Origin of the sequence: Sphingobium sp. SA916 (assembly GCF_002894065.1) — a bacterium.
Lineage (GTDB): Bacteria > Pseudomonadota > Alphaproteobacteria > Sphingomonadales > Sphingomonadaceae > Sphingobium > Sphingobium fuliginis.
Genome location: NZ_LXYF01000035.1, coordinates 34,450 through 52,006, shown reverse-complemented (window position 1 = coordinate 52,006; position 17,557 = coordinate 34,450). Strand labels below are relative to the sequence as shown.

Here is a 17,557-nt window from a genome sequence, read left to right as displayed (position 1 = left end):
CAGGGAAGAAATTTTTGGTTGACGCCCGACCAGTCGGTCGATCATCTGGACCGCAGGAGAGCAAGCGATGACGAATAGCCCAATCATGGATGTCGCCCTGTTGCAGGGCTATGCGCCGTACACGCTTGCAGGATATGATATTTTCCGATCCGTGATCGAGTCGGACGGCGCGGTGCCGGCTCGCCTGAAAGCGCTGTTCGCGGCGGTGGCTGCCGTCGATCGCCGCCATCTGACCCTTGCGCGCCGGGAACTGGAACGCGGCGTGAAGCTTGGCCTGACCTCGAAAGAGGCGACCGCAGGCCTTATCGTGCTGTCCAGCCTTCGCGGCGAGGCGGCGGCGCTCGATTTCGCGCAGATTATCGAGGGCAGTTTTGGCGACGCCCAGGCGCCGGAGCCGCAACCCCTGCCCATGGCGGCGGAGGGAGAGGCGGAGGCCAATTTCCGGGCTTATTGGGCGGGGAGCATCCCCGCGCCGCTCGGCGCGTTGATGCGCCTCGTGCCCCAGGCCGCTGACGCCTACTACCTCATGCGGCGAGGCAGCATCGACGCCAATCCGCTATCCGCCAAATATGGCGAACTGCTTCTGCTCGCCATATTGGCGGCGGGATACAGCCCCATGGCCGCGACCCATGTGCGCGGCGCGCGCAATGCAGGCGCGAGCGACGAGGAAATTGCCGAAGCGGTGCTCTGCGCCATTCCGTCGGCGGGGATCGCCGCCTGGATGGCCGTGGGCGGCATGCTTGCCCCGCCCGAAGAAGGCGGCATCGCCCGCTGAAAACGACCGATCTTTTCACATCTTTGCCAAGGAGAGAGTTACATGGAACCGGAAAAGGACGTCATCCAATATGAAGTGGCCGACAACGGCATCTGCACGATCTGGCTCAACCGTCCCCATGTGAAGAATTGCGTGAGCCCCCAGCTTCTGCGCGACCTTGAGGTGGCGGTGGACAAGGCGGCCGAGGACGATTCGGTGCTGGCCGTCGTGTTCCGCGGTCGCGGCCACACCTTCTGCGCCGGTGCGGATCTCGGACAACTGGTGGGTCCGGTGCTGCACGAGACCAGCACCTCGCTTCAGCTCGCGATCGACTCCGCGCGCACCTATGACAAGATCTACAACATGAAAAAGCCGACCATCGCCTGCGTCGAGGGCTATGCCGTCGCCGGCGGGTTCGAACTCTTCATCTCCTGCGATTTCGGCATTGCCGCCGACGACGCCAAGATCGGCGACTTCCACATCCGCCGCGCCTTGTTCGGCGGTGCCGGCCCGATCTATCGCCTGCCCCGCTATATCGGCATGCGCAAGTCGAAGGAACTGATGCTGACCGGCAAGCTCTTGTCCGGCAAGGAATGCGTCGAATGGGGCCTGTGCAACGCCTCGGCGCCCAGCGATCAGCTCGAGCAGTTGATCCAGGATTTCTGCGCGCCGCTGATCGACAAGAGCCCCTTCTGCATGTGGATGACCAAGATGGCGGTCAATCGCGGCATGGACGCCGACACCAACTCGCTCATCACGCTGGAAACGATGACCTGCAACGTGGTGCATCACTCCGCCGATGCGAAGGAAGGCGTCGCGGCGTTCCTCGAAAAGCGCCAGCCGGTCTGGACGGGCAAGTAAGCCATGGCGGTCAGCATGGTCGTCCTGGCCAGCCGGCCGCAGGACTGGACGCATGAGCAGTTCACCAGCTGGTGGCGCGGGCCGCATGCCGACGCCGCCAGGGTCCTGCCGGGGCTGATAGCCTATCGGCACGGCGCGGTGACGAAGGATTATGATAATCCGGAAGCGCCGGGCTGGGACGGCCACGCCGTGCTGACCTTCGCCGATCAGGCGGCGCTCGACGCCGCCTTCGCCTCGCCCGAATGGAAGGCGGCGACCGCCCAGACAAAGGGCATGGGCGGTCGCCGTATCATCCTCATCACCGATGAGGTCGACCTGCTTGCCGGAGACAATCATGGCTGACTGGAACCCCGGTTTCACCGCTGCTCAATTCCGTCTGGACGGAAAGCGCGCGCTCATCACCGGCGGACGCGGCGCGCTGGCAGAAGCCATGGCGGCGACGCTGGCGGACCTCGGCTGCGCCGTCGCCCTTGCGTCCCGCACGGAGGCCGACTGCGCCGATCTGGCCGCCGGCATAGCCGAGCGGTTCCGGGTTCCGGCTGTCGGCCTTTCCTGCGACATCGCCGACGAGGCGTCGGTGGAGACGGCGGTTGCGGGAACGGTCGACCGGCTGGGCGGGCTCGACATCCTCATCAACAATGCAGGCGCCTCCTGGTGGGGTCTGCCGCAGGACATCCCGCTCAAGGGGTGGCAAAAGGTGATGGACGTCAATGTGACCGGCACCTTCCTCGCCTGCCGCCACGCCGCGCGCCACATGATCGCGGCGGGCGGCGGCGCCATCGTCAATATCGCGTCGGTGGGCGCATTCCTGTCCTATCAGCCGGACGCCGGGCAGGTCGTTCCCTATACCACCAGCAAGGCGGCGATCGTTCACCTGACCAGCGATCTCGCCGCCCAATGGGCCGGGCACAATATCCGCGTCAACGCCATCGCGCCCGGATCGATCGAGACGGGGATGACCGAAACGCTCGATCCCGCCATTCAGGAAAAGACGCGGGCAGGCATATTGATGCGCCGCTTCGGCCGCCCGGACGAAGTGGCAGGCACGCTCGCCCTGCTGGCGTCGGACGCAGGCAGTTTCATCACCGGTCAGACCTTCCTGGTCGATGGAGGGCAATCCCTTGCCTGAAGAGCAAAGCCATCCGGCGTTCGAATGGGACGCCGAGCGGCTCTGGCCGCAATTCGCCCGCCTTGCCGACGCCGAACCGGACGCGCTTGCCCTGGCGGATTGCGATGATCGCCTGTGGAGCCGGGAAGAGCTGCGAGGGCAGGCGGTGGAGATCGCGGCTCTGCTGAAGGCGGTAGGGGTCGAGCCGGGCGACCGCGTCCTCGTCACCGCGCATAAAAGCCCTGCGACGATCGCGACGGCGCTTGCCATATCATCGCTGCAGGCGACCTTCTGCCCCGTATCGCCAAAGCTCGGAGCGGGCGACCTTGCCTCGCTCGAATCCTTGCTCGGCCATGCCGCCAAGGTGAGCGGCGCCGGCAGCGCCCTGCCCGAGGTGGCCGCAGCCGCCGGCGAACGGTCGGTCGATCCGCGCGATCGCGATACCGCGCTCATCGGCTTCACCTCCGGCAGCACTGGCGTGCCCAAGGGGGTGATGCATGGCCCCGAAGCCCTGAACTATGCGACCCGCGCCTGCGCGGCCATTGCGGGTCTGCAACCGGATGACGCGATCCTGGGCATCGTCCCACTCGACAGTGCGCCCGGCTTCACCTTCACGGCGCATTTCGCGCTGTCATTGGGGCATCCGCTGGTGCTGGTCGACCCTTGGGTGCCGGCCGAAGCGCTGCGGCGGGCCGAACGCTATGGATGCGGCTGGGCGATCGCGGTGCCGACGCATCTTTTCACGATGGTGGAGGCGGCGCGGCTTGGCGAATGGACCGGCCGCCTGCCGCTTCGCGCCATGGCGGTGGGCGGCAGCGCGATGACGCCGGAACTGATCGAGGACGCCGACCGGCTGCTCGGCCTCAAGGCGCTGCGCATGTTCGGCATGTCCGAATGCATGGGCCATGCCTCCACCCATCCGTCCCATTCGCTGGAGCGTCGTCAGCTGTTCGACGGCATCCCCTTTCCCGGCACGCAGGAGGAGGCGTTCGACGCCGATCTGCGTCCCCTGCCGCGCGGCAGCCGGGGGCAGGCAGGCGTGCGCGGCCCGTCGCTGTTCCTGGGCTATGCGCAGGGCATGGGGGCGGGGCAGGAGCGCATGACGCCCGACGGCTTCTACCTGACCGGCGACGAGATCGTCCGCGATCAGGACGGCTTCGTGCGCGTGGTCGGCCGCATCAAGGACCAGATCATTCGCGGCGGATTCAACATCGACCCGGCCGAGGTGGAGGCAGCCCTGCTGCGCCATCCCGCCGTCGCGGAGGTGGCGGTCGTCGCGGTGCCCGAACGCAAGCTGGGCGAACAGGCCTGCGCCGTCTGCCGGCTGCGCACGGACGATGGGAGCATCGACCTGTCCGCCCTGCTCGACCACCTCTCCCAGCAGGGCCTGTCCCGCAAGAAATGGCCAGAGCATCTGGTGCTGGTCGAGGCGATGGCCGTCACCGCCACCGGCAAGCTCGACAAGAAGGCGATGGCCGCCATCGCCGTGGAGGAGGTCGCCCGCAGGCGCGCGGCGCCGCCCACCAGACAGGACGCATGACATGAAGCAGACCGCAACCAGCGTCGTCACCGACGGCGTCGCCCTGATCACGCTCGACAATCCGCCGGTCAACGCGCTCTCGGCGTCCCTCCGTCAGGGATTGCAGGTCAAACTGGAGCAGGCGTTCAGCGATGGGGCGGTTGGCGCCATCCTGTTGCTCTGCGCCGGACGGACCTTCATCGCCGGCGCGGACATCACCGAATTCGGCCAGCCCTGGCAGTCGCCATCCTTGCCCGACCTTTGCGCCATGCTGGACGACGCGCCCAAGCCCGTCATCGCCGCCATTCATGGCACGGCGCTTGGGGGCGGGTTCGAACTGGCGCTCTCCTGCCACTATCGGGTGGCGGCGCGGAGCGCGAAGGTCGGCCTGCCGGAGGTGCATCTGGGCCTGCTTCCCGGCGCGGGCGGCACCCAGCGCCTGCCCCGGATCGTCGGTGCGGAGGCGGCGCTCGAAATCATCACGTCCGGGCGGCAGATCAAGGCTGCCGAAGCTCTTTCGCTCGAGCTGGTCGACGCCGTGGTCGATGATGCGGCCTTGCAGGACGAGGCGCTGGCCTTCGCGCGCCGCATCGTGGCCGATGGCGGTGCGAAGCCGCGAATATGCGATCGGGCCGACGCGCTCCAGCGCGACCGGGATCGCCCGGAGCTGTTCACCGCCTTTGCCGCCGCAAACGCACGCCGGTTCAAGGGGTTCGTCGCGCCCGCCGCCATCATCGAGGCTGTCGAGGCAGCAGTGACCCTTCCATTCGATGAGGGGCTGGCAAAGGAAACCGCCCTGTTCGAGCGGCTGGTCGCCAGCCCGGAGTCCGCCGCCCAGCGCCATGTCTTCTTCGCGGAGCGGGAGGCGGCCCGCGTTCCCGACATCGGCCCCGACATATCCGCGATCGACATCCGATCGGTGGGCGTCATCGGCGCGGGCACGATGGGCGGCGGCATCACGATGAACTTCCTGAATGCCGGCATCCCCGTTACGCTGGTGGAGACGAGCCAGGAGGCGTTGGATCGCGGCATCGCCACCATCCGCCGCAACTATGAGGCTACGGCCGCCAAGGGAAGGATGACGGCGGCGCAGGTGGAGCAGCGCATGGGCCTGATTTCGCCCAGCCTCGACCTCGCCGCGCTCGCCGACGCCGATCTCATCATCGAAGCCGTCTACGAGAGCATGGACGTCAAGACGGACATTTTCGCCCGGCTTGACCGGATCGCCAGACAGGGGGCGATCCTGGCGTCCAATACCTCTTTCCTCGACCTTGATCGCATCGCGGCGGCGACCAGCCGGCCCGAATGGGTCATCGGCCTCCACTTCTTCTCGCCGGCCAATGTCATGCGCCTGCTGGAGGTGGTGCGAGGGGCGGAGACGGCGAAGCCGGTGGTCGCCACGGCGATGCGGCTGGCCAAGCGGATCGGCAAGGTGGCGGTGCTGAGCGGCGTGTGCGACGGCTTCATCGCCAACAGGCTGCTGGCTCCGCGTGGCGCGCAGGCCGAAGCGATGATGCTGGAAGGCACGCCGATCGCGGAGATCGACCGCGTGCTTGTCGACTACGGCTTTGCCATGGGCCATTTCCAGATGATGGATCTGGTGGGCCTGGACGTCATCGGCCGGAACGCGACGGAACGCACCGTGATGGGCGATCTTGTCGCCGCCGGACGGCTGGGCCAGAAGCGCGGCGCGGGTTATTATGACTATGATGAGAAGCGGCGCTCGCGTCCGTCGGACGTGACTGGCAGCCTGATAAGCGAGGTGGCCGCGGCGCGAGGCGTCGCCCATGCGCCCACATCGGGCGACGAGGCGCTGCTTGCGCGGCTGCTCTATCCGGTCGTCAACGAAGGGGCGAAGATCCTGGAAGAAGGCATCGCGCTGCGCGCCTCCGACATCGATATAGCCGCCGTGCTGGGCTATAACTGGCCAGTCTATCGCGGCGGACCGCTATTCTGGGCCGATCAGGTCGGGTTGGACGGGATCGTGGCGGACATGCGCCGGCTGGCGGCGGTGCATGGCGAAACCTTCCGCCCCGCGCCGTTGCTCGTGCGGCTGGCAGAGACGGGGCGGCGGTTCGGCGACGGGTCGTGACCCTCAACCGCTCCTGGGTGCTTGCGCACAGGCCCGAAGGCGCGGTGCGCGCCAGCGACTTCGCCTATCGGGAGGAGGCGTTCGATGCGCCCGCGCTGGAGGAGGGCGACATTCTCGTCCGCACCCGGATCATCTCCTGCGCGCCGACGATCCGCAACTGGCTGAACCCGCCCGAACGCAGCTATCGCGGCGCGATCGGCATCGGCGACCCGGTTCGGGGCATGGCGGCGGTCGAAATATTGGCGTCTCGTCATGCACGGTTTGAAACCGGGCAATGGGCTACGGCTGTGGCGCCCTGGCAGGACTATGCCGTCCTGCAGCCGGATAAGGCGGCCGTGCCCGTCACCACCCTAGAGACCGGCATCGATCCGGTCGACGCGATGACGCTGTACTCGCCCAACAGCCTGACCGCCTATTTCGGCCTCTTCGCGGTGGGGGAGCCGAAACCCGGCATGACCGTGCTCGTGTCCGGTGCGGCGGGATCGGTCGGTGCGATGGTGTGCCAGATGGCCCGCATCGCGGGCTGCCGGGTCATTGCGGTGGCGGGCGGTCCCGACAAATGTCGTTGGCTGAAGGAAGAAGGCGGTGCGGATGTGGCGATCGACTATCGCTCGGCCGACCTTCCTGCGGCTTTGAAGGAGGCCAGTCCCGACGGCATCAACATCTTTTTCGACAATGTGGGCGGGGACATATTGCAGGCCGCCGTCGACCGGATGGCGCCCCATGGCCGCATCGTGCTTTGCGGACAGTTGGCTGCCTATGATTCGAATAGCCCGGCCGCCGGCCCCCGGGATATGATGAAGCTGGTCTATGGACGGATTCGGATGCAGGGCTTTGTCGTCGGGGACTATGCCGACGATTATGCGTCCGCGATCGCATCGATACGACAGTGGGAAGCTGAAGGGCGGCTGCGCAATCGCTATGATGTGCGGGACGGGTTCGAGCGCATACCCGACGCCTTTGTCGACATTTTCAACGGGCGCAACGCCGGAACGCTGATAGTCCGGATCTAGATCTTCGCGCTTCGCGAGAGACATGGCCACATTCGAAAATCCGGGGTGGGCGGAACCCACCCCGCGCATCTCACAGTCCGTCAAGGCCCTTGCTGACCAGGATATTCACCGCGACCCGGCGGTTCTGCGCCTTGCCTTCGATGGTGTCGTTGCTCGCCACAGGGTCCGCCTCCGACATGCCGGTGGGCGTCAGCATGCGATAGGGTTTCCACCCGCACGCCTGCTGAAGATAATTGACGACGCGGCCGGCCCGCTTCTCGCTAAGCTCCTGGTTGAAATCCTCGTCTCCCGTGGAATCGGTGTAACCGACCACGAGCAGCAGGGCGTTGCTCATTCCCTCGGCAGTCGCCGCCGTGGCGCAGAGATCGTTCTTCGCCTGAGACGACAGCACCGCCTTGCCGGTATCGAAATTCACGTTGGTCGTGCTTTTCACATTATATTGGTCGATCTCACCCATGCGGCCGCGCAGCGCCTCGGTCGCGGCAGTCTGTTCGTCGAAGCGCTGGGCCGTGCCATTGTGGATCATGGACGCGGTCTTCAGATCCTTGTTCTGGAGATTGATATGGCTGGCCACGAGCCCGCCGCCGGACTGCAACGTCTTGACGGTGACCGGCAGGCCGTTCAGCAGCGAGGTTGCGGCAAGCTTGCTGCGGTTAAGGCCGAAAAAGCCCTTGCTGGCGGTAATCCGGGTGGCATCGTCGATGGCGATGACGGATTTGGTGCCGTCTGCCGCCGTGACCTGCATCTTGTCGCCGCTGCGCGCGGAAATGATGCCCTTTATCTCCGGGCCTTCCGACTTTTCGGCGGGCAGATAAGCGGTCGCAGAGACATCGGCCGACGGTGGGTCCTGCGTCTGCGCAGCCAGGCTGGCCGATGCCCCGGACAGCAGGGCAAGCAACAAGAGACATTTGGGGCTTCTGGAAATCACACTCATCACGCTACTCCTCCAAGCTTCGATAGTCGGGCCTGCAATGCCGCAGCTTTTCGTCCGACTGCCGTCTGCGTGATGGCGTATTCGGCTGTCAGAACCCCCTCCATTGTCCTTCCTAAGATGTGCGGCATGACGCCGCGCAGCTTCTGCCTGTTGAGAATGACCTTTCTGGTACATGAACAGGCTGGATCAGTCAGCTCGTTGAAGAGGCAATTGGAGCGCATCCTGCGACGAATCGAAATCAATGGATGCCGCGCGGGAGAGCATTGCTGAAGTAGATCTGGGGAATAGAGTGCTGAGTTCAGTTCTTCATCAATAGACGTTCGGCCAAACCGAAATCTGGACTGAGTTCAAAGGCTAAATCATGCAATCTGGATGTTATCTTTTGGAAACACCGATTTGCACTCCGCTGGGACGAATGTCGCCGGGAATGACCAGGCTGCCCGGTGACGCACCTTGTCTTGATACCGTCAATGTGAGGAAAAGGTGGCGGAGACGGAGTCCGCCTAACTAGTGTCCGTATGCATCCGAGTTCCGCCACAATAACGGCTAAAATAGGCAGATTTGGTGAAGAATGGTCCGTTCGCTTGTCCGAATGCGTCCCGTTGCGTTCCCATAAAACCACGCTATTATCGGGGAACATTTTTGGGAACGCGATGCCCGCGACACCATTGGGGTGATCTTGGGGCAGGTTCGGTTCCCTGACAGGGAGCCATAATGCCAAAGAAGCTCAGCAACGTGCTCACGCCCTTGGCGGTCAAGAATGCAAAGCCCGGTCGCCATGCCGATGGTGGCGGGCTGCATCTGCTGGTGAAGGAAAGCGGTGCCCGGTCATGGGTCTATCGCTTCATGCTCAGCGGCAAGTCGCGGGACATTGGTCTTGGCACGGCTGGCCCGGACGGCATTACCCTTGCCGATGCCCGCGACGCCCGCGACGCGCTGCGCCTCAAGGTGAAAGCCGGAATTGATCCCCTTGCGGAACGCCAGCGGGACGCTGCTGAGGCCCTTGCAGCGGCTCAGGCGGCACAAGTCGCCGGAATAACATTCAAGGCCGTGGCAGAAACCTACATCGGCGCGAATGAGGGAAGCTGGCGCAATGACAAGCACCGGCAGCAATGGAAGAACACGCTGGCCACTTATGTCTATCCGGTGATCGGGGAATTGCCCGTTGCAGAGGTCGGCACTGCCCACGTTCTGCAAATCCTTGAGCCGATCTGGAAAACCAAGGCCGAGACGGCCAGCCGCGTGCGCGGTCGCATGGAAACGATCCTCGATGCCGCCAAGGCGCGCGGATACCGGGGTGGCGAAAACCCCGCCCGGTGGCGCGGCCATATCGCGCAAATTCTGCCTGTCCGGTCCCGCCTTACGCGCGGCCATCACAAGGCCATGCCCTATGATGCGATCCCCGCCTTTGTCGGCGCGCTGCACAAGCGGGAGGCCGTCGCGGCGCTGGCTCTGGAATTTACCATCCTGACCGCTGCCCGCACCGGGGAAGTGATCGGCGGGAAGTGGGATGAGGTCGATTTGGGAAAGGCAATCTGGACCATCCCGGCCAGTCGCATGAAGGCGGGCAAGGAGCATCGCGTTCCCCTGTCGCCGCGTGCCGTGGAGATTTTGAAGTCCACGCAAGGGCTGCACAAGGAATGGCTATTCCCGGCGACCAAAGGCGGGAGCATGTCGGGCATGGCCATGTCGATGCTGCTGCGCCGGATGAAAGTTGACGTGACCGTGCACGGCTTCCGTTCGGGCTTCCGCGACTGGTCTGCCGAATGCACCGGCTATGCCCATGAAGTTGCCGAAATGGCCTTGGCGCACACCATCGAGAACAAGGTTGAGCGAGCCTATCGGCGCGGCGACCTGTTCGACAAGCGGCGGCGACTCATGGACGATTGGGCCACCTATTGCGCCACGATCCCGGCGGCTGGTGCCAACGTGACGCCGATCCGCAAGGCTGAGGCCGGATAGAGCTTCACCGGGCATTCGGTCCGATGGAAGCGGGCCAGCAAAGGGATGGTCCCCCGATGCTGGCCCTAACCACAACCCGACTGAAAAGGAGTCGAGATAATGGCTAGCAATCCCATAGGCCGAGAGGCCCAGCCCGTCACCCTGCCGGGCACGATACCGCCCATGCCAGCCGTGGCGCGCATCCTGTCACGGTATGATCGCGGTAAGCTGGCGGCATTCGTGACTGTCGCAATCGACTTGCTCGACGTTCTGGACGGTGATCCCGACCGGGAGGGCGAATGCAGCGAGGATGAGGTTTCGCGCTGCACCGATTTAGGCCGCCCCGTGCCCAGCGATGAGCCAGGATGCGACATTGCCGACGTTGGCGAGAATGCTTGGATTGAATGGCACACCATGCGCGGGAGCCAGAAGCGCGGCCCGAATATCACGCAAGTGCATGAGGATGCCGAGGAAGATGATCCAGCCGGGCAATATGATGAGGATTGCTGGACCGGCCCACCAATGCCCGACCGTGGCGCTGGCTGTTCGATCAGCGATCCCGGCGAATATGAGGATGGTTTTTGAGTGCGGCTGGCAAGCTGCCCAATGACGCCATAGACTGCGGGCGGGGATAGGCTGGCCAGCCGATAAGCGCGCATCCCACGTGCTTCCCCGCCTTACCTTGGGAACCGCTAGGGAGGCGGATTTGAGAGACGAGTGGACACCCATTGAGAAGGCTGGAAAGTATGGCGGTCCAATCGTCCTGATTGACCGCGAACCGATCATTCGCCGATTGCAAGATGGCCTGATAGCCTCGCGCGCCAAACTCGCCGTGACCGTGCATCGGCCAAAGATTTATGCCGACACCGCCCACATTGAGGACCAACTGGCAGCGGCTATCGCAGGCCAATCATTCCAATGGGGCGATCCTGTTGAGGAACGGGAATCGGATGTTGAACTGCCCGCTGCATATTGGGTCAGCGACAAGCTCGGCCATGCTTGGCTCGACCTTTGGCACAGTGGCGACGCGCGACTTGAATCGGCGGACGGAAACGAGCGGGCCAGCTTCTATGGGCTTCAATTGCTGGGCATGTCCAACGGTAACGGTCGCCGGGAGGAAAGCCCCCAAGTCGATACAAAACCCGAAACCAATCGCGGTGATCCTACCGAGGCCCAGGACAGGCAATGGCTGCGAATATCGAAGGCCGTTCGCATCCTACATCGCATCTTAAAGGCCCGGCTGGCCGGGCAGGAACCGGCTCCGTGGATTGATCCGCCAGCCGATCCCTTTGATGCCGATTGCGCCAATGCAACCCACCGGCACAGGCGAACTGCCCGCACGTCTCTCGCCATGCGCCGCGCGTTGCTGTCCGGCGATTTGACCGCGCATCTGGTGAATGATGACCGCTCCAACCCGCTTCCGGGCTGGGCTTGGGAAAACGCAAGTGCGGCGGAGAATGCTTTCAACTTCAACTGGCTTCCCCTGAATCCGTTGTTGGACCATGGATTGCAAGAATATGGCGATTGGCGCTGTTTCGTTTCGCGCGCTGAGTTCAAGGCTTGGGTCGCCAATCCGGGAATTGCGAAGCTTGGCAACTTGCCAACGCTTCCCGTGCCCTTTGACCAAGCTTCTCAGCCCGATGAGCTTCCATATCGGGAACCGCCGGGAAGGCCGTTTATCGAGCTAACTCAGGCTTTGACGTGGATCGCCTTTACCGTCTCCTTGAGCCGCGATGAGTTCAGCTTCATGGAATCGTGCCGATATGGCCCGTTCGCAGAGGGTGGCTGGCCGGATGCCTTGCGCGTGGCCATGGCTAGCTTTGCCGATCTGGCAAGCGCCGAAAATATCCGGGTGCGCGGGAGGTATGTTGCGAACTACTCCGATCATTCTGCCGCTGCAAAGGCAGACACCGAATATCTGTCGGACACGCAATCGCGGGACTTCGCCTGCTTTGACAGCCTCTATGGTGGGCTTGAGCGCGGGGCTGGGCTGGTGTGGGAAACGGACGTGCTTGGGCGCGCCTTGGAGGGGCGCGGCGACGGCTGGCGCGATGTTGAGGTTTGCCGTGCCGAACTGCTCAAAGCGTTTCCGCTGACTGTGAGGGAAAAGCCCGAACAGGTTACAAAGACGCGGAAGCGCCCCGGCCCCGCGCCTGATCCTGATTGGCCCCATGCAATCGCCAAGGTGACGCAGGATTGTATTGCGGCTGGCTACAAGCGGACCCGAAAACGCGGTGATAAAGCGGCAATTCAGACGATGCTTCTCAGCTACATGGCGAACAAGGATAAGCATTTCTCGGACGATATTGCGGCAAAGCACGCTGAAACCGTGATCGCTGCACTTCCCGACAATTAGTAGGGAACTATCGGCAAGTTAGTCGCGTCTGTCGGCAAGGGACGTGACGGCATCGAGCATGGTTGAACAGCCTCGCACACAACAAGCGAGGTGCTTCAATGCAGTCCGTCAAACACGATCCCCCGAAGATCGGTTATAGCATTCGGGAAGCCTGCCATGCGTCCAGCCTTGGCCGCACGACGCTCTACAATCACATTTCGGCTGGTCGCCTTCGCGCCGTTCGCGTCGGCGGCAGGACGATCATTCCAGCCGAGGCCTTGCACGCGCTGATCGCGGGGGAGGCTTGAGCCATGCCCCAGAAAAGCAAAACCCCGGCTGGCACCGGGGCTTCGCGCGATAGCTTTGCAGGCCTGTCGCTCCCCCTCTCTACCTCTCTCGCCATTCAGGCGCAATTCCTGATCGCAGCACACCACGTCCGGCCCGAACTGGCCGCGATGGTCGCCGCGCTCGCATTCGGGGGAGGTGCCTGTCATGGCTGATTCCTTCTCCCGCTTCCGTGATGCCGCACGCGCCTTGCTGGCAGTCGAATCCCTGTCCGAAAAGGAAGGGCAGTTTTGCGGCGGCCTTGCCTTCCGCGCTGCCCCGCTTAGCGACAAGCAGGCCAATTGGCTGCGCATCCTGCTTTCCCGGCATGGCCTTCCCGCACTGGCTGAGGGAGGCGAGCATGGCTGATCGCTATCCCGACATTCCCGGCGCGAAAGGTGCGGACGGCACGAGCCAGGACGCTGCCGAGGCCATTGCGCCTTGCGTTTCCTACCTTCGCCGCGTCGCCATGCGCTCGCTGGACAGGCTGGGCGAGGCAACGGTGCTTGAAGCCGTCGCCGTTGCCGAGGTCGCCCGCGAAAGCCTGCAACCGCGTTTCTCCGAACTGCGGGCCATGGGCCTTGTGGAGCCGACCGGCGCGCGTCGCCGCAATCCTTCCGGCAAGGGCGCGGCGGTGCTTCGCCTTACCGAAAAAGGGAGGGCCGCACTGTGACCGATCCCGTTTCGGAATTTCTCAATGCCATGGGGGCGGCTGGCATCCGCCCCGTGGAGCCGATTGCCGACAAGCTCGCTTCCGGCGATCCCGTCCGCTTCCGCGCCGATGGCGACAAGCCGGGACGGCGCAACGGCTGGGCATGGCTGCACCTCGATGGCGTGCCCGCTGGCGTGTTCCGGCATTACCGGCTGGGCGTGCGGTCGGTGTGGCGGGCGGGGAGCGATCCCCGTTCGCTGTCACCAGCCGAACGGCGCACGATCATGGCTCAGGCCCGTGAAAGCGAAGCCCGACGCAAGGCGGAAACCGAAGCCAAGCAGGAAGCGGCGGCTGGCGTTGCCCTTGATCTGTGGCGCGGCGCTGGCAAGCCCGATCCCGCGCATGGGTATCTGGCCCGCAAGTGCCTTCCCCCGTTCGGCATCCGGCAGAATGGCGACGCGCTGCTTGTCCCGATGGTCGATTGCGGCTTTCGCCTGTGGAACGTCCAGCGCGTCTTTCAGGACGGGCGCAAGCTGTTCCTTTCTGGTGGGCGCACCGATGGCCTGTTCTGGGCGCACGGGGCGTTCTGGCAGGATGGCAGGCCATCGGCAGGGCCGCTGGTGATCGGGGAAGGCTTCGCCACCATGGCGGCGGTCCACCATGCTACCGGGCACGGCGTTGTCGCGGCCATGTCGGCGCGCAACCTCGAAACCGTCGCCCGCGCTATGCGAAAGCTGTTCCCCAGCCGGTCGCTGATCGTTGCGGCGGACGATGACCGTCACCTATCGGAGAATATCGGGCTGAATGCCGCTCAGAGGGCCGCAGAGTCCATCGGGGCGCTTTTGGCCACTCCGTTCCCGGTAAGTGCCGAAACAGGCCCAGCGGACTCAGGAACCGATTTTGCGGATATTCCGTCTGCCGAGGTCGCGGCCCGGATCGCTCAAGCCGGGAGGGAGGACCATGCATAGCGCATCCGCACCCATGGACTTTGCCGATATGGAACCGGATGACGTGGCCAGCCGCATAGCCGATGCCACGCCCATGAGCGCGGCCATTAGCGCCACGCCCTACCGCTGGCCCGATCCCCGTTCGCTCCCAACCCGGCAATGGCTGCTTGGACATTGGCTGCTGAGGGGCGAGGTTACGGCGATCATCGCGCCGGGCGGCACCGGAAAGAGCACGATCGGTGCAGCATTGGCCTTATCGCTGGCGTCCGGGCAACCGCTGCTTGGCAAGCCACTTCCGCGCGGCCCGCAATCGGCATGGATTTACAACCTTGAGGATTCGCAAGACGAGCTGGACCGGCAAGTGTCCGCTGCCTGTCTGTTTCACGGCATAGTGCCGGACGACTGCCGAAACCGGCTTTGCGTCGATAGCGGGCTTATCCAGCCGCTCTGCACGGCAACCGAGGATCGCGACGGTTTCGCTATTGCTGAGGGCGTGTTTGCTCAGGTGGCGGCAACGGTGCGGGAGCGGGGAATCTCGGTCGTGATCGTGGACCCGTTCGTGTCGAGCCATACCGTGCGGGAAAGCAGCAATGAGGCAATCGACGCCATCGCCAAGCGGTGGAAGCGGCTGGCTCAGGAAACCGGCTGCGCGGTCGTGCTGGTGCACCACACCAAGAAGCTGGGCGGGCGTGAGGTGACGGCAGAGGACGGGCGCGGCGCGGTCGCTTTGCGCGATGCTGCCCGCGTCGTGTTGCCGCTCAACGCCATGAGCCAGGCCGAGGCCGAGGAACTGGGCATTACCGATCCCCTGTTGCGCCGCTCGCTGGTGCGCGTCGATACTGGCAAGGCCAATCGTGCTCCCCCGGACGTGGCAACGTGGATCAAGCTGGAAAGCCAGTCCCTCGATAATGGCGACGGCACTGTGCCAGCCGATCATGTCGGCGTCGCATCCCTTTGGGAAAAGCCGGACGTGTTCCACGGGCTGAGCACGTGGCACCTTTACCAAGTGCAAGCGCGCGTTGCGGCTGGCCAGTGGCGGGACAGTGTGCAGGCCAAGGATTGGGTCGGCAACGTGGTCGCTCGGGTCGCCGGGCTGTCCGTCGAAAAGGACAAGGCCCGCATCAAGGCTATCCTCAAAACGTGGAAGCGCAACGGCGCGCTCAAGGTGGAAAACCTGCCCGACAAGAACGGCGATGAACGTCCGTTCGTCGTGGTCGGTGATCCCGTTGACCCGTCGCAGGTAAGTTATCCGCACCCTGAAAAGTGCGGTGCGGAAAGTGCGGAAAGTGCGGCTGGCGACCCGTGCTGAACCCGTCCGCACCTTCCGCACTTCCCTTATAGGGAGTGCAGGTGGTGCGGGTGCGGGTGAGTGGAGGTTTCAGGTCTAAATCAAAGGTGCGGAGATGACGGCGAAGAATACCAAACCCAAACCGGCGCGGCGGACCAAGGCGGCGACTAGCACCCAACCGCAAGAGCGGACGGTGACGATCCCGTTTCCCGATACGGACAGCGAGGACGAAGCCAATCGCATTCTGGCGAAAGACGTTCCCGGCTGGGACAAGCTAGACAAGGACGAGCGGGCCGAACTGCTGCGGCTGATCCGCGATCATCGCAAGCGCGGCACACCGGCCAAGGTAAAGCTGATCCGCAAACCCGATGGCGGATGGAGCATCGAACCGGCAGGCAAGAGCGAAATGCTGGCGGTGCTCAAGCTGCACGAAACCTTTTCGGCCAATTCCATTGACCCGGTGAATGCGCGGGCAAACGAATTGCTGAAATATCTCGGCTCAGTCGGTGCCGACAATGAAGGGCGTTACAACGCGGCGCTGTCGTTCATCGAAAGCATGGCCCCACGCGATCAGGCCGAGGCGCTGTTGCTGGTGCAGATGTATTGCACCCACGACGCAGCAATCCGGGCACTGAGCCAACTTGGATCGGCGGAATGGGTGCCAACCGCTCAGACGTTCGGGAATCTCGCCACGAAGCTGCTGCGCACCTCGCAGGGGCAAATGGAAACGCTGGCCCGGATGCGACGCGGCGGGGAACAGGTCGTGCGCCATGTCCACGTCGATAATCGCGGCGGGCAGGCCGTCATTGCCGAAAACGTCCACACGGGGGGGAAGGGAAATGGAAAAATTGACGATCAATCCCATGCAACCGGAACGGCTGGCATCGGCCCCGCGCTGCTTGGCGCGGACCCGTTCGGGAACGGAGTGCCAATCCCCAGCCGTGAAGGGCCGGAAGCGGTGCCGTATGCACGGGGGCACGAATCCGGGAGCGCCTGAGAGGAATAGCAACGCCCGGAAGCATGGTGGGCGCTCGGCCAGGGCGATGGCGGCGGCTCGATACCTAAGGGAGATTGCGCGGCTGGTGCGAGAGGTGGACTGCTAGCTTCATGCGGGTAGTATCGCACGAGCATCGGGGGGGGGGCTGCCATGAACGAAGTGACGAACAATGCACCTGACGCCCGCCCAAAGTCTCGCCGCAACTGGTGGAAGATCGCCTTTTTCATCGCATTGCTTGCATTCGAATTGACGCGCGAAATTGCAGTGCTGGAATCGGCACAGGGGGCGCAGCCCAACACTAATGCGCACCTGTTCAGCTACGGCGGTTATGTTCGCGCTCAAGGAAGCTGGAGACGCATTGACGGTGGCGGGGCGCTTGTTCCCGGCACGGTCACAATCGAATGCCAGCGGGAGACGGGCCGCTGCCTCGAAGCCTCAGTGATGGTGAGTGAGCAATACGTGTATGCGCCGGAAATTGACTGGTTCGACGCGCGGTTCGCACCGGATGCTGTTTCCTATGAGAATGACCGTCCAGACTGCGCCCGCTATTCGGTGCGGCTGGACCTGAAAATGCAAAAGGTCTTCGCGGTGCGCGACCGGAAGGAGAATCCGTCCAATCCCAACTGCGCGAATTTGGAACGCAGGATCGAGATGCAATTGGGCGATGGTTTCGAGTCCAGCCGAACCGCGCTCGACGGGCATTTCGTTCCGATCATAGGAGCCATCGCGTATTTGGCTGAGCACCTTTGAAGGGGCAGCATAGTCCCGCTTGGATGCATGGTTCGGAGCGCC

At 64.0% G+C, this 17,557-nt stretch carries 20 protein-coding genes; 19 read left to right on the top strand and 1 reads right to left on the bottom strand.

The genetic code is table 11. From position 1 onward, the window contains the following. Positions 1–67 precede the first annotated feature (67 nt). The 7 genes from A8G00_RS10655 to A8G00_RS10625 are packed head-to-tail and all read left to right on the top strand — an operon-like array spanning position 68 to position 7,347. The gene (locus A8G00_RS10655) at positions 68–775 is read left to right on the top strand and encodes a carboxymuconolactone decarboxylase family protein (RefSeq protein ID WP_103000638.1); all 708 of its coding nucleotides are present in this window, start codon (positions 68–70) and stop codon (positions 773–775) included. Between the two features lie 42 nt (positions 776–817). Continuing rightward, positions 818–1,615: an enoyl-CoA hydratase/isomerase family protein gene (locus tag A8G00_RS10650; RefSeq protein ID WP_013039003.1), complete on the top strand. Its 798-nt coding sequence runs from the start codon at positions 818–820 to the stop codon at positions 1,613–1,615. A gap of 3 nt (positions 1,616–1,618) precedes the next feature. Continuing rightward, entirely contained in the window at positions 1,619–1,957 is a 339-nt protein-coding gene (locus tag A8G00_RS10645) for an EthD family reductase (protein WP_103000637.1), read from the top strand. After that, on the top strand, positions 1,950–2,744 hold the full coding sequence (locus tag A8G00_RS10640) for an SDR family NAD(P)-dependent oxidoreductase (RefSeq protein WP_103000636.1): 795 nt from the start codon (positions 1,950–1,952) through the stop codon (positions 2,742–2,744). The genes A8G00_RS10645 and A8G00_RS10640 overlap by 8 nt, the downstream gene beginning before the upstream one ends. Further along, positions 2,722–4,263 carry a class I adenylate-forming enzyme family protein gene (locus tag A8G00_RS10635; RefSeq protein ID WP_103000635.1) on the top strand — a complete coding sequence of 514 codons (1,542 nt, stop codon included), beginning with the start codon at positions 2,722–2,724 and terminating at the stop codon, positions 4,261–4,263. The genes A8G00_RS10640 and A8G00_RS10635 overlap by 23 nt, the downstream gene beginning before the upstream one ends. Before the next feature lies 1 nt (position 4,264). After that, on the top strand, positions 4,265–6,334 hold the full coding sequence (locus A8G00_RS10630) for a 3-hydroxyacyl-CoA dehydrogenase NAD-binding domain-containing protein (protein WP_103000634.1): 2,070 nt from the start codon (positions 4,265–4,267) through the stop codon (positions 6,332–6,334). After that, positions 6,331–7,347 (top strand): NADP-dependent oxidoreductase, encoded by a 1,017-nt coding sequence (locus tag A8G00_RS10625; RefSeq protein ID WP_103000633.1) that lies wholly within the window; start codon positions 6,331–6,333, stop codon positions 7,345–7,347. Before A8G00_RS10630 ends, A8G00_RS10625 begins: the two co-directional genes overlap by 4 nt. 70 nt (positions 7,348–7,417) lie before the next feature. Here A8G00_RS10625 and A8G00_RS10620 read toward each other — a convergent pair whose 3' ends face one another. After that, on the bottom strand, positions 7,418–8,281 hold the full coding sequence (locus A8G00_RS10620) for an OmpA family protein (RefSeq protein ID WP_103000632.1): 864 nt from the start codon (positions 8,279–8,281) through the stop codon (positions 7,418–7,420). 714 nt (positions 8,282–8,995) lie between these two features. Between A8G00_RS10620 and A8G00_RS10615 the strand changes: the two genes are divergently transcribed. From A8G00_RS10615 to A8G00_RS10570, 12 genes are all read left to right on the top strand, one after another. Continuing rightward, a complete protein-coding gene (locus A8G00_RS10615) occupies positions 8,996–10,243 on the top strand; it encodes a site-specific integrase (protein ID WP_103000631.1) in 1,248 nt (415 codons plus the stop codon). A gap of 99 nt (positions 10,244–10,342) precedes the next feature. Continuing rightward, the gene (locus A8G00_RS10610; RefSeq protein WP_103000630.1) at positions 10,343–10,807 is read left to right on the top strand and encodes a hypothetical protein; all 465 of its coding nucleotides are present in this window, start codon (positions 10,343–10,345) and stop codon (positions 10,805–10,807) included. Positions 10,808–10,928: 121 nt separating this feature from the next. Further along, positions 10,929–12,578 carry a hypothetical protein gene (locus tag A8G00_RS10605; RefSeq protein ID WP_146032584.1) on the top strand — a complete coding sequence of 550 codons (1,650 nt, stop codon included), beginning with the start codon at positions 10,929–10,931 and terminating at the stop codon, positions 12,576–12,578. A gap of 98 nt (positions 12,579–12,676) precedes the next feature. Further along, the gene (locus tag A8G00_RS10600; RefSeq protein WP_103000628.1) at positions 12,677–12,865 is read left to right on the top strand and encodes a helix-turn-helix domain-containing protein; all 189 of its coding nucleotides are present in this window, start codon (positions 12,677–12,679) and stop codon (positions 12,863–12,865) included. A gap of 3 nt (positions 12,866–12,868) precedes the next feature. Then, entirely contained in the window at positions 12,869–13,057 is a 189-nt protein-coding gene (locus A8G00_RS25135; RefSeq protein WP_172451829.1) for a hypothetical protein, read from the top strand. Beyond that, entirely contained in the window at positions 13,050–13,250 is a 201-nt protein-coding gene (locus A8G00_RS10595) for a hypothetical protein (protein WP_103000627.1), read from the top strand. The genes A8G00_RS25135 and A8G00_RS10595 overlap by 8 nt, the downstream gene beginning before the upstream one ends. Further along, the gene (locus tag A8G00_RS10590; protein ID WP_103000626.1) at positions 13,243–13,554 is read left to right on the top strand and encodes a hypothetical protein; all 312 of its coding nucleotides are present in this window, start codon (positions 13,243–13,245) and stop codon (positions 13,552–13,554) included. The genes A8G00_RS10595 and A8G00_RS10590 overlap by 8 nt, the downstream gene beginning before the upstream one ends. Beyond that, complete coding sequence (locus tag A8G00_RS10585) at positions 13,551–14,501, top strand: toprim domain-containing protein (RefSeq protein WP_103000625.1); 951 nt, start codon at positions 13,551–13,553, stop codon at positions 14,499–14,501. The genes A8G00_RS10590 and A8G00_RS10585 overlap by 4 nt, the downstream gene beginning before the upstream one ends. A gap of 13 nt (positions 14,502–14,514) precedes the next feature. Further along, positions 14,515–15,789 (top strand): AAA family ATPase, encoded by a 1,275-nt coding sequence (locus A8G00_RS10580; RefSeq protein WP_172451828.1) that lies wholly within the window; start codon positions 14,515–14,517, stop codon positions 15,787–15,789. A 94-nt stretch (positions 15,790–15,883) separates the two neighbouring features. Continuing rightward, positions 15,884–16,765, top strand: a complete 882-nt coding sequence (locus A8G00_RS25130; protein WP_172451827.1) for a hypothetical protein — start codon at positions 15,884–15,886, stop codon at positions 16,763–16,765. Then, the gene (locus tag A8G00_RS25880) at positions 16,710–16,871 is read left to right on the top strand and encodes a hypothetical protein (RefSeq protein WP_367379447.1); all 162 of its coding nucleotides are present in this window, start codon (positions 16,710–16,712) and stop codon (positions 16,869–16,871) included. Before A8G00_RS25130 ends, A8G00_RS25880 begins: the two co-directional genes overlap by 56 nt. A gap of 44 nt (positions 16,872–16,915) precedes the next feature. Further along, positions 16,916–17,515: a hypothetical protein gene (locus A8G00_RS10570; protein ID WP_103000622.1), complete on the top strand. Its 600-nt coding sequence runs from the start codon at positions 16,916–16,918 to the stop codon at positions 17,513–17,515. The last annotated feature ends 42 nt before the right edge of the window (positions 17,516–17,557 follow it).